Annotated in this window: 17 protein-coding genes; 11 read left to right on the plus strand and 6 right to left on the minus strand. The window is 53.3% G+C overall.

Going from position 1 to position 15,318, the window contains the following annotated elements; translation table 11 throughout:
* Positions 1-203 precede the first annotated feature (203 nt).
* The gene (locus CCY32_RS16865) at positions 204-719 is read right to left on the minus strand and encodes a hypothetical protein (protein ID WP_088332838.1); all 516 of its coding nucleotides are present in this window, start codon (positions 717-719) and stop codon (positions 204-206) included.
* Positions 720-939: 220 nt separating this feature from the next.
* Between CCY32_RS16865 and CCY32_RS17260 the strand changes: the two genes are divergently transcribed.
* Together CCY32_RS17260 and CCY32_RS16880 are read left to right on the plus strand one after the other, a co-directional pair.
* A complete protein-coding gene (locus tag CCY32_RS17260; RefSeq protein WP_088332842.1) occupies positions 940-1,212 on the plus strand; it encodes a Rho-binding antiterminator in 273 nt (90 codons plus the stop codon).
* 290 nt (positions 1,213-1,502) lie between these two features.
* Positions 1,503-3,599 (plus strand): TonB-dependent siderophore receptor, encoded by a 2,097-nt coding sequence (locus CCY32_RS16880; protein WP_088332844.1) that lies wholly within the window; start codon positions 1,503-1,505, stop codon positions 3,597-3,599.
* Between the two features lie 80 nt (positions 3,600-3,679).
* Here CCY32_RS16880 and CCY32_RS16885 read toward each other — a convergent pair whose 3' ends face one another.
* On the minus strand, positions 3,680-4,258 hold the full coding sequence (locus CCY32_RS16885) for a gamma-glutamylcyclotransferase (RefSeq protein WP_088332846.1): 579 nt from the start codon (positions 4,256-4,258) through the stop codon (positions 3,680-3,682).
* A 366-nt stretch (positions 4,259-4,624) separates the two neighbouring features.
* On the opposite strand from CCY32_RS16885, the gene CCY32_RS16890 reads away from it, so the two are divergent.
* Positions 4,625-5,995 carry a dicarboxylate/amino acid:cation symporter gene (locus tag CCY32_RS16890; protein WP_088332848.1) on the plus strand — a complete coding sequence of 457 codons (1,371 nt, stop codon included), beginning with the start codon at positions 4,625-4,627 and terminating at the stop codon, positions 5,993-5,995.
* A gap of 15 nt (positions 5,996-6,010) precedes the next feature.
* Here CCY32_RS16890 and CCY32_RS16895 read toward each other — a convergent pair whose 3' ends face one another.
* Positions 6,011-7,081 (minus strand): alkane 1-monooxygenase, encoded by a 1,071-nt coding sequence (locus CCY32_RS16895; protein ID WP_088332850.1) that lies wholly within the window; start codon positions 7,079-7,081, stop codon positions 6,011-6,013.
* A gap of 165 nt (positions 7,082-7,246) precedes the next feature.
* Between CCY32_RS16895 and CCY32_RS16900 the strand changes: the two genes are divergently transcribed.
* The 3 genes from CCY32_RS16900 to CCY32_RS16910 all read left to right on the plus strand — a co-directional run bounded on the left by CCY32_RS16900 (position 7,247) and on the right by CCY32_RS16910 (position 9,233).
* Positions 7,247-7,696: a DUF4442 domain-containing protein gene (locus CCY32_RS16900; protein ID WP_088332852.1), complete on the plus strand. Its 450-nt coding sequence runs from the start codon at positions 7,247-7,249 to the stop codon at positions 7,694-7,696.
* Between the two features lie 276 nt (positions 7,697-7,972).
* Positions 7,973-8,296: a hypothetical protein gene (locus CCY32_RS17265; RefSeq protein WP_168171561.1), complete on the plus strand. Its 324-nt coding sequence runs from the start codon at positions 7,973-7,975 to the stop codon at positions 8,294-8,296.
* On the plus strand, positions 8,265-9,233 hold the full coding sequence (locus tag CCY32_RS16910) for a magnesium transporter CorA family protein (protein WP_088332856.1): 969 nt from the start codon (positions 8,265-8,267) through the stop codon (positions 9,231-9,233). Before CCY32_RS17265 ends, CCY32_RS16910 begins: the two co-directional genes overlap by 32 nt.
* A 15-nt stretch (positions 9,234-9,248) precedes the next feature.
* On the opposite strand, the gene CCY32_RS16915 is transcribed toward CCY32_RS16910, so the two are convergent.
* Both CCY32_RS16915 and CCY32_RS16920 read right to left on the minus strand, forming a co-directional pair.
* On the minus strand, positions 9,249-9,764 hold the full coding sequence (locus CCY32_RS16915; protein WP_088332858.1) for a gamma-glutamylcyclotransferase family protein: 516 nt from the start codon (positions 9,762-9,764) through the stop codon (positions 9,249-9,251).
* 51 nt (positions 9,765-9,815) lie between these two features.
* On the minus strand, positions 9,816-10,559 hold the full coding sequence (locus CCY32_RS16920; protein WP_088332860.1) for a creatininase family protein: 744 nt from the start codon (positions 10,557-10,559) through the stop codon (positions 9,816-9,818).
* An 83-nt stretch (positions 10,560-10,642) separates the two neighbouring features.
* Between CCY32_RS16920 and CCY32_RS16925 the strand changes: the two genes are divergently transcribed.
* A complete protein-coding gene (locus tag CCY32_RS16925; protein ID WP_088332862.1) occupies positions 10,643-11,203 on the plus strand; it encodes a phosphoribosyltransferase family protein in 561 nt (186 codons plus the stop codon).
* 14 nt (positions 11,204-11,217) lie between these two features.
* On the opposite strand, the gene CCY32_RS17270 is transcribed toward CCY32_RS16925, so the two are convergent.
* A complete protein-coding gene (locus CCY32_RS17270; protein WP_168171562.1) occupies positions 11,218-11,487 on the minus strand; it encodes a hypothetical protein in 270 nt (89 codons plus the stop codon).
* Between the two features lie 540 nt (positions 11,488-12,027).
* Here CCY32_RS17270 and CCY32_RS16930 point away from each other — a divergent pair.
* From CCY32_RS16930 to CCY32_RS16945, 4 genes are all read left to right on the plus strand, one after another.
* Positions 12,028-12,237, plus strand: coding sequence for a hypothetical protein (locus CCY32_RS16930; protein WP_088332864.1), 210 nt, complete (start codon positions 12,028-12,030; stop codon positions 12,235-12,237).
* A gap of 38 nt (positions 12,238-12,275) precedes the next feature.
* A complete protein-coding gene (locus CCY32_RS16935) occupies positions 12,276-13,724 on the plus strand; it encodes a DUF1996 domain-containing protein (protein ID WP_088332866.1) in 1,449 nt (482 codons plus the stop codon).
* A 233-nt stretch (positions 13,725-13,957) separates the two neighbouring features.
* Complete coding sequence (locus tag CCY32_RS16940) at positions 13,958-14,629, plus strand: hypothetical protein (RefSeq protein ID WP_088332868.1); 672 nt, start codon at positions 13,958-13,960, stop codon at positions 14,627-14,629.
* A 95-nt stretch (positions 14,630-14,724) separates the two neighbouring features.
* Positions 14,725-15,255 carry a GNAT family N-acetyltransferase gene (locus CCY32_RS16945; protein ID WP_088332870.1) on the plus strand — a complete coding sequence of 177 codons (531 nt, stop codon included), beginning with the start codon at positions 14,725-14,727 and terminating at the stop codon, positions 15,253-15,255.
* Positions 15,256-15,318: the final 63 nt, after the last annotated feature.

A 15,318-nucleotide genomic window follows, 5' to 3' on the forward strand; every position in this document is an offset into this window, starting at 1 on the left:
GCCCGATAACAACACTCGGGCATGACAGAAAAGGCGCTGGATGCCCGACTACAACATTCGGGCATGACGGAAAAGGTGCTGGATGCCCGGCAACAACATTCGGGCATGACGGCAAAGGTGCCGGGCGTCCGACTACAACATTCGGGCATGACCGCAAAGGCGCTGGATGCCCGACTACACCATTCGGGCACGCCCCCGGCGGCTCAGGGGTACAGTTGCACGATGCCGCTTTTACCCTGCATGTCCCCCACTATCCAGATTTGTTCAAAAGGATGGTGGTGCGGTACATCAATATGGTGGTGGGTGGACTGAATTTGTTCTGCGCTCCAGGCCGGGTGGGCGTTACGAATCACCAGCCATACGCGCTCGGTTTTGTAGCGCTTTTGCGACTTGTTGTACAGGATACGGTTGAGGGAATTAAGCAGGCGGTCGTGGGCGTCAGTGTACTTGTCCAACTCCTGTAACTCATGGCGGGTTTTGTGGTCCAGTTCCCTTCCAAGAATTTGCATCGCTTCTTTTTCAGAGCCATACAGATGGGCAATTTCCAGATCCAGCCGTTCACCATTTAAATAGCAGGAGACATCGGGCTTACGCGGTCGGTTGTGCCAGATATGCCGGATGATCTCCCCGGTGTTGCGCTCGTACCAGCGCATAAAGAGCTTCGCGGCTTCGTGCTCCAGATCTATTTTTTCAGATTCGCTGCTTTGTTTAGGTTTCATGGGTTACCAGCACGGTATCAGGCATCGTTGATTCTTTTTTTGATGCTGTCCAGCTTATTGAATTTTACCCTTGCTGTCATGGGTGGCGGCACTATGTCTAAATTGGGGCCTATGTTGGTGCCTGTGTCGGTGGCATTTGTCTACAGCCTTTCTCAGAAGCCGCTTTACTGTCAGCCCCAAAGTGGCTATAAAAAAGCCACCAGCCCGATGGAGCCGCCCTTTGACCAAACCCATTATTGCCTGCGCGGTACATGACTATATTGAGGTAGCCTGTTTATATGGCTATCGCCTTGAGTTGCACCTGAACAATGGCTCAAAGGTTTCCGGTAGCGCGCATACCACCCAAACCCTCAAAGGCGAGGGGGAGTTTTTGTGCCTGGTGGATCCTGAGCAGCGCATTGCGTTGCTCACTATCCTGCACATTCGTGCGCTCACGCCCAACCCGTACTTTGATGCCATTTCCTTATACGAAGAAGGGCAAGATCGGCAGTAAAGTCTGATTAAGCGCTGTGGGCCCACGCCTCTTTATTTCTTTTTACGTCTTTACTCCCTTATCCCTACCCACCTTTACCCCATTGCCCTATACCCCTTCTGAGGTAGCAAATAACTACAAATATTATTAGGAATAAACGTGCAATTAGGAACTATTCGTATTAACATTCGACCCACTGAATAAACACAACCATAAAAACAGGCCCGGGTCAGACAATTTTCTGGCCTTTTTTACGCCTGACACACAGTCAATTTGCTAACACACACTTAAAATTTGTGGAGATTCCGAAAGTGAGATTCCAACTAACGAGCATTGCTGCTGCCCTTGTCCTCAGCCATTCAGCGGTGGCGCAGAGCACCGACCAGGTAGAAAGAATCACGGTTAATGGCCAGTACCTGTCGATCAACGAATCCAACGCAGTAAAAACCCCCACACCCATCATTGACGTACCACAGAGTCTGTCGATCATGACCGCCGATGAAATCACCGAGCGCGGTATTACCAGCGTGGGACAAATTATTGATTACACCCCCGGTGTAAACACCTCTCAGGGTGAAGGCCACCGTGACTCCGTGGTGTTTCGCGGCATTCGCTCCACGGCCGATTTTTACTTAGACGGAAACCGCGACGACGTTCAGTACTACCGCGCCCTGTACAACATTGAACAGGTGGAAATCTTACGCGGCCCCAATGCCTTATTGTTTGGCCGTGGCGGCACCGGCGGGATCTTAAACCGGGTATCGAAAAAAGCGAAAATTGGTGATCAGTTCACCGGTTATAAAACCTCACTGAATTCCTTTGGTGGCGTCAATGCCGAAATCGACACCAACTTCTCCACCAGCAGCAGCTCTGCAGTGCGCATTAATGCCATGTACGAGTACCTGGAAAATCACCGCGACTTTTACGACGGCGACCGCTATGGCTTTAACCCCACCGCCCGCTTCCAGCTGAGCGATGACACCACAGTGAACCTGTCGTATGAATACGTGAATCATGAGCGCTTTATCGACCGTGGTATTCCTACCGGCACCAACGGTGAGCCTGTTGAAGCGCTGGAAGACATCGTGTTTGGTGATCCCGAGCATAACTACCATGAGCTCGAAGCCCATGTGTTCAGAGCGGCGGTTGAACATCAGTTTACCGACTTTATTAAGGGTAACTTCAGCGCCTTTTACGGTGACTACGACAAGGTGTACTCCAACTTTTATGCCAGCAGTTATGATCAAGACACCAACATTGTTGAGCTGGATGGCTACATCGACACCACCGTGCGCGACAACCTGATCCTCTCTGGCAACCTCATCAGTGAGTTTCAAACCGGGGCCATTGGCCACACTGTGATTGTAGGTACCGAGTTCATCAACACCGACTCCAATCAGGATCGCTACAACCCGGTATTTGATTCTACCGGTGACGACAGAGAAACCTTTATTGCCAACCGCCCCCTGAATTTCCGTGGTCTGAGCGGTGTGAATGCCAGCGGCAATGCAGTTACAGCCACATTCAGTGATCTTAACGATGACACCCACGTGAATCTGGACGTGTTCTCGTTCTATGTTCAGGATGAAATTGAGTTATCAGAACACCTGGATCTGGTGCTGGGCGCTCGCTTCGATCGCTTCGACATTGAAGTTTTCAACGCCGACCCCGCGGTACTGGAAACCCGTACCCGCACCGATGAAGAAGTGTCGCCCCGTGCCGGTATTATCTATAAGCCACAGGAAAACATTTCTGTGTATGCCAGCTACAGCGAGTCCTTTATGCCTCGCAGTGGTGAGCAGTACACCGATATCAACGGTAATGATGACAAACTCGATCCAGACACTTACAGCAACCAGGAAATCGGTATCAAGTGGGACTTCGCCAAAGGCTTAAGCCTGACTGCAGCGATTTTTGAGAATGAGCAAAGCTCACCTCAGGTGGCCGACAACGATCCCTCTACGCTGGATGTGATTGACTCCGATATTTCAGGTTTTGAGATTCAGTTTAAAGGGCAACTCACCCGTGCCTGGACGCTGAACGCTAACTACAGCAACCTCGACGGCGAAATTGTTGATCGCAACGGCCCCACTGGCAAAACGCCGCGCGAACTGCCTGAGAATACCTTCTCAGTATGGACCACCTATCAGGTTTCCGATGTATTCGGTGTTGGGCTGGGTGCCACCTATCAGGACGAGAGCTTTATCGACAACGGCAACAGCGCCACGCTGCCAAGTTATACCCGTGTTGATGCCTCAGCCTACTACGACGTCAGTGACGACATGCGCGTGCAGCTAAACATTGAGAACCTGACCGATGAGTTGTATTTCCCTAATGCACACTCTACCCATCAGGCCACCGTTGGCGCACCCTTTAATGCCATGCTGACACTGGTGGGTTCATTCTGAGCTGACCTTTAGTCAACACACAAAAAATGGCCGCGGTTGCGGCCATTTTTTTGCCTGGTACGTCACTGTGATGCCAGCACTTAGAACTCAGGGTTCATCAACCCCAGCAACTCCCGCTCAACGGCAAAAACATGCTCGTCGTGCTCGCCAAGTTCACGCAGTGCGTCAGCCAGCTTAAGTAAGTATTCACTGTTTTCTCCGCTTGGCCCTTTACTGGCAGCAATATGGCGGGCAATCTCGGTGTCACTGGCCGGGCCCAAATAGGCCTCATTGTCAGCACTGGCAAGATACACCAGCCCTTGTGTCTGTCCGGTTTCATGCAGCCACGCCAGGGGGGTAAAAACCCGCAAGTAACCGTTTTTTTCCCGGTGATCCAGATGCTCAAAGGTATCCGGGGTTACTTCATAGGCCATGCCCGCGCAGCGCTCACCCGGCGCTTCAACCAATGTCAGCACCCGCCCGGGCGCCTCAGGAGTGCCACGATGATCATGGGAGCCCTGCCAGAACCGGCGCTGCCAGCCATAAATGCAGGCCGGCTTACGTTGCAGGTAGGGAAAATCGGCTTTGTAAATCAATGAGCCATAACCGAATAGCCATACAGACGACAAATGATCCAGTGGCTGGCGCTGTCGGTTCAGTTCGATGGTGTTGTGTGACATAGCTCTCCGCTAAAAAGTGAGTAAGGCGCACATTGCGCACCCTTGCCAACATGCTAACAATTATTCCGCTTCCCTGATATTCCTGTGCCTCCATGTTCTTCTCTTGCACTTGCGCGTCACTCCACCCCTTTACCGTCGTTCCCGCATGCGTCCTCATCGTTCCCGCATGCCGTTGGCGGGAACCCAGAGCCCTTTAACAACACAGAAAAAAGGCACTGGATGCCCGATAACAACACTGGGGCATGACAAAGAAAAACGCAGGTAACAAAACAAACTTGGGCCAGATCAATAAAAGTCTGATGTCTTCTGAGTTGGCAGGTGCCATGATGTAGACTGAGTAAAAGGATCATTCAACAGGAGGTATGCATGCTCAGTCTGCCGCTATTTTTGCAGCCCGTGGTGAAGTTAACCGCGCAATTCGACAAGCTGATTCAGGGACGGCTGTGGCTTAAGGTGCTGATCGCCCTTTTCCTCGGTGTGCTGTGCGGAATTTTACTGGGGCCAGATCTGGGCTGGGTGTCTGTGGGGGCTGTGAAAAACATCACCGCCTGGCTGGCCCTGCCGGGGCAATTGTTTCTGGCCATTATTCAGATGATTGTAGTGCCCCTGGTGCTCGCCTCCGTGGTGCGGGGGCTCGCTGCCAACAATAATCCTGATGCGTTAAAGAAAAACGGTATTATCGCGCTGCTGTTTATTGTCGGCTCCACCGCTATCGCCGCGGCAATAGGAATTATTCTGGCGCTGAATATCCAGCCGGGCTCTTATATTGATGCCGGCATTCTTGCCGATACGCACGCCGCACCGCTCACCAGTTTTGCCGCCAAAGGCTTTCCGGAAATGGCCGAACTGCCTAACAAGGTGTCGGCATTGATCCCTAAAAACCCGCTGGCCTCCATGGCTTCGGGCGAGATGTTGCAGGTGATCCTGTTCGCCGCCGTGTTGGGCGCCGCCTTGTTGTCGATACCGGCGCAACAATCCAAACCGCTTTTTGATTTGCTCGGTGCCTTGCAGGAAGTGAGTTTACGCATTGTTTCCTGGGCTATGGTGCTGGCGCCCTTTGCCGTGTTTGGCCTGATCACCAAACTGGTGGCGAATCTGGGCATTGAGGTGCTCGGTGGTATGCTGGTGTACGTACTTACGGTGTTACTTGGCATCGTACTACTGGCGCTGATGTACCTGCTGGTTGCCAAATTGACCTGGCCAGGGCCCCTTCGGCAGTTTATCGGACATATCCGCGAATTATTGTTGCTGGCGTTTTCCACCAGCAGCTCGGCAGCAGTCATGCCCATCAGTCTGGATGTCACCGAAAACAAACTGCGCATCAATCCAGAGATTGCCCGTTTTCTGATCCCACTCGGTGCCACCATTAACATGACCGGAACCGCTTTATATCAGGGCGTGGCCACGGTATTTCTGGCTCAGGTGTTTGGCGTGGATCTGAGCCTGGCCAGTTATCTGTTTATCGTCACCATGGCCGTGGCGGCATCTATCGGTTCACCGGCCACACCGGGCGCCGGGATTATTATTCTGAGTATGGTGCTCGAAGGTGTAGGGATCCCGGCGGCGGGTATCGCCCTGATTCTGGGCGTGGACAGAATTCTGGATATGTGCCGGACTTCGGTCAATGTGCTGGGTGATGTGGTGTCCTGCACCACGGTACAGTATTTTACCCGCAGTGCCCCGGGCACCGCACAAACGGTTGATGACAGCCCCGATGCCAGACAAGCTGAGCGCTGATCTCCGGTAGCTGTGCTACCTCTGTTGAGGAGGCAAGCGCGGATGAATCACCTTGCGCCAAAGTGGTGGGAACAGTGCCAGTAACATCATGCTGGCATAACCAGCGGGCAGTTGGGGACTGTGCTCAATGTGGCGTAGTATCGGATAGGCCCGGTTTGGATTGGCATGGTGATCGGCATGGCGCTGTAACTGGAAAAGCAATAAATTGCTGAGCCGGTAGCTGCTGTTCCAGGAATGCATTTCAGTGGGGCGCACATAGCGCCCGTTTTCCTGTTGTTGCCGCTGCAGGCCATAGTGCTCGATGTAATTAATCACTTCCAGCTCAACCACCGCCACCAGGCTTTGCAGTAAAAACACCATCACCGCAGGCCAGCCGCCCAACAGATAACATATCAGGGCGATGCTCAGACTCAGGGCATACCAACCCAGTACCTCATTGCGCCAGTGCCAGGCAGGCAGATGATGACGGGCAAGACGCTGTTTTTCCAGTGACCAGGCCTGATGTACATTGTGCCTCAGTGCTCCTGCCACAAAGTGATACACACTCTGGTTACGCGGTGCACTGGAACGGTCCAGCGGGGTCGCCACATTCACATGATGACCGCGAATGTGCTCAACTTTAAAGCCCCCGTAACACACCAGACTAAGCAGTATGCCGCCGCAGCCACGCTCAACTGAGCTCGGCCGGTGGATCAGCTCATGGGCGGTGTTAATGGCATTGATACCACTCACCACGCCAAGAGCCAGGGCCCAGCAGAACCACAAACTGAGACTCGTTTGTTGCTGTGCTTGCAACCACAACAACGTGCCAAACAACAGCATCACCTGCAGCGGCAATGCCAACATGGGCAACACGCGTAACAGAGCACTTTGCCTGAATTGCTGCTCTTCAATCGGGTCCGGATTGCGGGTATCGGTACCGATGAGATAATCCAGCAGTGGCAACAGACCGTACAGACAAAGCACGGGTAACAGGGCGCCAACATAATGAAGACCGGTTTTTTGGCTAAATATCAGAGCCAGTACCAGCAGTAACGCCGGCACAAAGGCCAGCATTGCCGAGCAAGAGCGGTAGAAAACAGACATGATGCATAACCGAAAAACTATGAGTGATTAATATTTGTTCGCTTTTCGCCATTGGTCAAGTCATTGCGGGCGGGACAGACACCTTGCCTCTGGACAGGTCAGACCAGAGCTGAGACACTGATTATCCTTGTTTCACCTGCTTCGTCGCATAACGTGGAGCCATTCATGAAAGCAGTCTGGTTTAAATGGCTAATCAATTGCTATCCGCCCTACTGGGGTACCGCTATCCGCATCAGTAAGATCACCCCTGACTACCGCTATCTTCGCGTGGAGATGCCACTGCGCTGGTACAACCGCAATTATGTGGGCGTGCACTTTGGCGGCAGTTTGTCGAGTATGACCGATCCATTCTATATGCTGATGCTGATACATAACCTTGGGAAGGAGTATATCGTCTGGGATCAGTCGGGCAGCATCGAGTATCGGCGCCCGGGTCGCGGCCGTGTTACCGCCGAGTTCGAGGTAACTGACACACTCCTTGCTGAGATACAGGCGCACACCGAATCGGGTGACAAATTCATCAAACCGCTGAGTGTCGACGTTAAAAATGAGGACGGTGACGTGGTGGCCCATGTGACCCGCAACCTGTATATCCGTCGCAAACAACCCCGCTGAATTCAACCCTGGCTCCCCATGCTGTTGGCGGGAACCCAGAGCCCTTAAACAACACAGAGAAAAGGGCGCTGGATCTCCGCCTTCGCGGAGATGACAGAGAGAAAGCGACAACGGAAACCAAACTCAATCGTCGTTCCCGCGTGCTGTTGGCGGGAACCCAGTGACCTTAAACAACTCAGACAAAAGGCGCTGGATCTCCGCCTTCGCGGAGATGACAAAGAGAAAGCGACAGCAGAAACCAAACTCAATCGTCGTTCCCGCGAAGGCGGGAACCCAGTGCCCTTAAACAACACAGGCAAAAAGGCGCTGGATCTCCGCCTTCGCGGAGATGAAAAAGAGAAAGCGACAGCAGAAACCAAACTCAATCGTCGTTCCCGCGTGCTGTTGGCGGAACCCAGTGACCTTAAACAACTCAGACAAAAGGCGCTGGATGCCCGACGACAATTTTCGGGCATGACAGACGGTGACCTCGGCATGATAAAGAGAAACGGAGATGCAAAGGAAACAGGTTGGCGAACAATGGTGTTTATGGATAAGCTGGCGAAAACGTCGTTACGAAGGATAAAAGATGATCAGAGCACGTTTGTTCAGACAGGGTAATAAGCACGAAGAAGGCGGCGCTGAGCTGATTGAGCAGTGGCGTAAAGATCGCCACAGCCGCATCTGGGTTGACCTGCAAGGCGAGTCGGCGGAGCAACAGCGCCAGTTTCTGGAACACCTGCAATGCCACCCTCTGGCCATCAACGATGCCCTGCGCGAACGCCACCCGCCCAAGGTGGAGGAATTTGAGCATCACACCCTGATCATTTATCGCGGTATGGCCCATCTGGATGAACATTTGAGTTACGAACCCCGCCAGATTGTGTTTTTCCTGTTTGAACGCATGCTGGTCACGCTACATGCCGGCAGTGCCAAGAGCATCGATCAGATGTGGGAGCAACAGTTACCCTTTCTGCACCAGAAAACGGTGGCCGAATGGGCGCTGAAAACCATGCATACCTCTTCCGGCTTTTACCTTGAGAGTTTGCTGGCATTCGAAAATCAGCTCAGTGATCTTGAGGACGAGTTACTCACACGCCCCACCGACACGCAGATGAAGACCCTGACCGTATACAAATCGCAACTGGTAAAACTGCGTCGTATTTTTAACTATCACCTTTCTATTACTCATGAGCTGAACAGCTATGATTACCGCCTTCTGTCCAGGGATAACCCCGAGATTTTGCATGCCATCAATGATTTGTATGAGCGTTTCGAGCGCCTGCACAGTCTGGCGCAGATGTACTACGACATCAGCGGCGACCTGGTGGAAGGCTATATTTCACTGTCTTCCCATCAGCTGAATAACACCATGCGTATCCTCACGGTGATCACCGCCATTTTCGTGCCGCTGACCTTCCTGGCCGGTATCTACGGCATGAACTTTCAGCACATGCCGGAGCTGGCCTTTGAGCACGCGTACTTTGTATTGCTGGGGGTGATGGGCGTGATGGCAGCGGCCCTGGTTTGGCTATTCAGGCGCAATGGCTGGCTGTGATACCAGCCTGTTTCCTCAGAGGTTGTCGTAAATCGCGATCTCTCGCTGAAAGCGCGCCCGATCAGGATCTTCAATACTGGGGGTTTGTACGATCAGGTTCTGGTGCTCGGCGGGCAGATTATTCTGCCGTGCGCCCGATAAAACATGTTGTACATACCAGTCAAACGGTTGCAGGCTTTCGTCGATGTGGGTAGCCACATAAATCTGCGTTTCAATGCGTTCGTGTGACTGATACACCGCCACGGTGCGACGGTTATAGCCCTGGCCGTTACCCTCAATGTCATCGAGTATTTCCAGCTGCCCGGCTTGCAGCTGATACAGCACTCCCCACAGGGTGTCGTTTTCTTCCCCGGTACACCAGGCATTGCACTTTGCCGAGCCATCACTCCCTACTTTGTGAAACCTCAGCGCAAAGCCATACAGCTGCGCAACGCCCACACGCTGAATGGGCGATAGTCGCGCGCCAAAGCGCTGCCAGGACATATTCGAGCCGTAGGCAAAGTAAAAGTGTTTATCGCTATTCTCGTGCATGGATGTATCCCACAACAAATTCAGACCCAGTGTATTTAGAAGCACTATAGTTCAGCTTCTGGCGAAGCGCTCAAAATCCGCCGCCACAGCCTCTGCCGCCCGTTGGATAATCTGCTCACCGTCTTCCACTTTAGCTTGTGAGGGATCAGAGCCAATGCGCCCATCAGGAAACTGACGACGATAATCCTCGGCATGGGTGATGCTGCCGGTCGGCGCAATTTTCGGCTGCATCGACACGTTTTTCTGCGCCTGTGGGTAGGCGGCATAGGTAACCGCCACCTCTGAAGCCGTAGCATGCTGACCATCGCCTACCGGATAGAGTTGTTTGCACAGTGACATCACCTGCTCGAATTGCCACCAGTTCTGCAGTTTGTGCAATAACTCCAGGCGCGATGGCGTGGTGGCAAAACTGCGGGCGGCATAACTTTCGGCAAAGGCGGCGTTAATGGTCGCCACATTGCCACCGTGTCCGTTGAGCCAGTAGATACGCTCAAAACCATGGCGCTGCAATGAGGCGGTCCAGTCCAGCATGCTGGCAATCATGGTGGAGGGACGCAAGGTGATGGTCCCGGCAAACCCCAGATGATGCTGCGCACAGCCTACCGAAAAGGTCGGTCCCACCAGCATGTCCGTAAGACCCTGGGCGTGCTCGGCAATCACCTGTGGACAGATGGCATCGGTTCCCAACAAGCCATTGGGGCCATGTTGTTCAATCGAACCAATGGGCACAAGAATACTGGTGGAACGTTGCAGATAGTCCTCCACTTCCATCCAGCTGGACTGGGTTAAGAGCATGGTTTTCTCCCGGGGTTGGTTTTCCAAACACACAGTGCTGTTGATATACTATGTCTTTATGCCATTACTGAGATATCAAATCCATGTCCGATAAGCGTTTTATCAGTTCAGCCGAACTGCTCAGGGATTCCTTTCGTCTGGCTTCAGACGTCTACAACGACGGTTTTCGTCCCGACTACATTGTGGGGATCTGGCGCGGTGGTGCCCCTGTAGGCATTTCTGTGCAGGAGTTTTTCGATTTTAAAAAGGTTACCACTGATCATATTTCAGTGCGCACGTCGTCTTACTACGGGGTGAACAAACAATCCAAGGAAATCAAAGTGCATGGCCTGCACTACCTGATTGAAAACGCCAATGCTGACGATAAGCTGCTGATCGTGGATGATGTGTTTGACTCCGGTCGCAGCGTGGATGCATTGATCAAACAAATCCGCAAATTGTCGCGGCTGAATACGCCCCACGACATTCGCATTGCCTGCCCCTGGTATAAGCCGCAAAACTCTAAAGTGGACATTAAACCTGACTATTACGTGCGCACCAGCGATGAGTGGCTGGTATTCCCCCATGAAATTGCCGATCTCAGTGAAGCCGAAATTCGCGCCGGCAAAACCGACCTGGCCGAGGTGATGGATCTGCTGTTCTGATCCTACTGCTGCCATCATGCTGTCATTTCTGCGCCCTCGTCCTCATTCGCACGCTCTAACTCGTCATTCCCGCGCAGGCGGGAATCCAGTGTCCTTAAACAACACAGGTGAAAGACGCTGGACGCCCGATAACCACATTCGGGCATGACAGACGATGGCGTCGTTCCCGCCCCCTCTTCCTCATTCGCACGCTCTACCCCGTCATTCCCGCGCAGGCGGGAATCCAGTGTCCTTAAACAACACAGGTGAAAGACGCTGGACGCCCGATAACCACATTCGGGCATGACAGACGATGGCGTCGTTCCCGCCCCCTCTCGTCATTCCCGCGCAGGCGGGAATCCAGTGTCCTTAAACAACACAGGTAAAAGGCGCTGGACGCCCGATAACCATATTCGGGCATGACAGACGGTGGCGTCGTTCCCGCGCGCGCCCTCTTCCTCATTCGCACGCTCTGCCCCGTCATTCCCGCCCCCTCTCGTCATTCACGCGCAGGCGGGAATCCAGTGTCCTTAAACAACACAGGTGAAAGACGCTGGATGCCCGATAACCACATTCGGGCATGACAGACGGTGGCGTCGTTCCCGCGCGCGCCCTCTTCCTCATTCACACGCTCTGCCCCGTCATTCCCGCGCAGGCGGGAATCCAGTGCCTTATGGTATTTGCGGGTCTCCTGTGCACTTTTACAGCACCTTTACCCGGCCTTGACGTTTCTTTACATCCCAGCAGGCATACTTATCACCATCACAACGCCATGCTCAGAACATCGCCAGCTCCAGGAGACTGCACATCTGAGCAAGACAACGTCTTTGACGAAGGAGACCCCTATGAAAGCCCTGACAATGCTTCTTTTACTTGTTTGCATCACCAGCCTGAGCGCCTGTGTGGTTAGACCCGCTCCGGGAAAAACCGCGGTCAAAACCGCCGTGATGCTGGACAAAGAACATAGCAATACCGCCCTGGTAGTGGTGCACGCTAAACCCGCTAAAACCCGCACATGCTGGCAGCATGCCAAACACTGGCATTGTAAAAAATAATTCGCCGTTCTCCCTTTTAAACAGCACAGGAATTCATCATGGAATTACACAAAACCCTTTTCATCAGTGTCATCAGCCTGAGCGTACTGAGCGCCTGTGGCGGTGGCAGCGAATCCGAAACGGAAACCACCACAACCGTGGCCACGGCCACAACACAAACCGCCAGTACGGCGCCAACCAGCCCTGAATTCAGCGCAACACCGTCGGCCACCACCCAGCAGAGTTTCGCCACATTCAGCTTTAACACCGACGCAGCCTATACCTATGAGTGCCAGTTAGATGATCAAGCCATTGGTACCTGCGAGAGCCCTGTTACCCTGTTACTCATTGAAGCAGGCAGCCACCAGTTCCAGGTCTGGGCCGTGGATAGCAGTGGTAACCGCAGCGAGCCGGCCGCATATCAGTGGTCAGTGAACAGTATTTTCACCACTTCAGAGGCACATTCTGAACTGATCCCGACCACTGTTGAGCCCAGCAGCGTGGCGGAAGGAAGCTGGCGAGGAATTTATCGTATTAATTGTGATTTTTCCCATTCCAGCTACAACGACCCGATTGTGTTTCCAGGCCAGGAGAACGCCGCTCACCTGCACCGTTTTTATGGCAATACCCTGGTGGATCACACTACCACTATGGCGTCTTTGTATACCGAGGGCGAGTCCAGTTGTCAGGGCAACACCCTGAATCTTTCCTCCTATTGGGTACCGGCGTTGCTGGCGCCCAAGTATGATGAGAACAGCGGCGAGCGGATTTATGATGACAATGGCGAGCCAGCCTGGCAGGTGGTACCCGCGGTAGTAGGTAACGACGACGAAGCCCATGAGGTCTTTTATTATTCTGCGGGCATCGACGACCTAGATGCCATTCAACCTGTTCCGGCGGGTCTGCGCATGATAGCAGGCGATCATATGGGTCAGCCCGGCATGGCACAGGATACGTCTATTGTGCGCTGGCACTGCCAGTCCTGGGAGTCTGATGACGCTGAGAATCCTCAGTTCAGTGCCAGTATTCCCGAGTGTATCGCGCCGGACCGCCTGCGCATGGACATCTTTTTCCCCAGTTGCTGGAATGGCGTGGACCTGGACAGTGACGACCATAAGAGCCATATGGCCTATCCGGTTAACGAAGGGGGCCCCAATGGGACACAGTGCCCGGCCTCGCACCCGGTGCCGATTGTGCGTCCCAGTTACCATTACGCCTTTGGCGTAAAGCCTGAAGTCTATGATCCACAAAGCCGCTCCAGCAAAGGCTGGAAGCTTGCCGCCGATATGTATGAAGTGAGCGAAAACAGCCCCGGCGGCATGTCTTTGCACGGCGACTGGTTTAACGGCTGGCATCCTGAGGCCATGCAGGCACTGCTGGACAACTGTATCAAAGGCGAACTGGACTGCCATGATGGCAATCTCGCCAATGGGTATCGACTCTCTGGTACCCGCCCCGGTCCGCAGACGGAACCGGAAATCATCAACGGGGGCCTGGGCTACGACTAAGTCGGGCTGTGTTAATGCAAAGCCGGTGCCTGACACCGGCTTTTTTATGCCCGCTCTGACGTGAACCATTCTCAGAACTTAGTGGTGCTTTTCGCTAACTGTTAGCCATATCTGCACTATCAGCATTGGGTGAAAAACTAATTAACCCTTAGTTTTCATGGGTTTAAATAGTTGGCAAAGGATTTGCTGAATACCGTTAAATGTTGTGAAAAAACGCTAACTAAGGAACTACCATGAAACACAGTGTCTTCTCCATCGTCTCCGCCACGGCCCTGATGTCCGTTTTACTGACCGGCTGCATCGTGCATGTGGGGGCCGATCAACAAGGTGGCAACATTGATGGCGTGTTTGGTGATATTGATATTCAATCCGGACAGAGTGCGAAGAACCTGAGTGTGGTCAACGGCAGCATTGAGATGGAAAGCCACAGCAGCGCCCGCGATCTGGAAACCGTCAATGGCAGCATTGAGTTGGCCGATCATGTCTCCATCCGCAGTGCTGAAACCGTCAATGGCAGCATTGAAGCCGGTCAGAACCTGCAAGTGGAAGGCAGCCTGGAAACCGTAAATGGTGAGATTCTGCTGCAAAGGGGCGCCGAGGTCGGTGGTGATGTGGAAAACGTTAACGGCGATCTGCGTCTGGTTGATGCCCGCATCGGTGGTGACGTTGAAACCTACAACGGCGATGTGGAGCTACTGGGTAACACCCATATTCAGGGCGATGTCGCCATCAGGCGCAGTCGTGATAATAGCTGGGTTAGCTGGGACTCTGACCGTGAACCGACCCTGACCATTGCCGCTAACGTACAGATTGACGGCGAAATTGTTCTGGAGCGCCCGGTAAAGTTAAAGCTGGATAATCCGGCCCTTAGCAGCAAAGTCGTTCGTCGCTACACGGACAAATAATATCTCATCGGACTGTGCAAACAGACAAATTCACTTACTATGTTTCTCTGAGACCCATTGACCGGCCCTGTGCCGGTCTTTTTTGAGCCAGAGATATGTTGCCACTGATTACTCCCCGTTTGAATTTGCGCTTGTTGGATGACCAGGATGCGCCCTTTATCCTAGAGCTGGTCAATGATCCGGACTGGCTGAGGTTTATTGGTGACCGAGGCATTACCAGCCTCGACGCGGCCCGAGACTTTATTCATCAGGGGCCGCTGACCCTGTATAAAAAGCATGGCTTTTGTATGTTGCGGGTAGGTCTCAAAGACAGCGACCAGGCCGTAGGCCTGTGTGGATTAATGCAGCGGGATAATCTGCCCCATCCGGATCTTGGCTTTGCTTTTTTACCCGCCGGAAGAGGCGCAGGACTGGCTACTGAAGCCGCTCAGGCAGTGGTTAACCAGGCCGATGAGGAGGGTCGCCCTGAGCTGATGGCCTTTTGCCAGCCGGACAATCAGGGTTCCATAAATCTGCTGAAACGTCTGGGATTTGTATTTATAGGTGATTATCGTCAGAAGCCAGATGAACAGGTGTTACATCTGTATCGGCGCGAGCGCCCACAGCCTGCCCGGAAGCAGGAATAAGGGTTATACCGTGCCACGCCCTGGACGCGTCATTCACCGCGCGCCCTCGTCCTCATTCGCACG

Origin of the sequence: Lacimicrobium sp. SS2-24 (assembly GCF_002201535.1) — a bacterium.
In the GTDB taxonomy this organism is placed as follows: domain Bacteria; phylum Pseudomonadota; class Gammaproteobacteria; order Enterobacterales; family Alteromonadaceae; genus Lacimicrobium.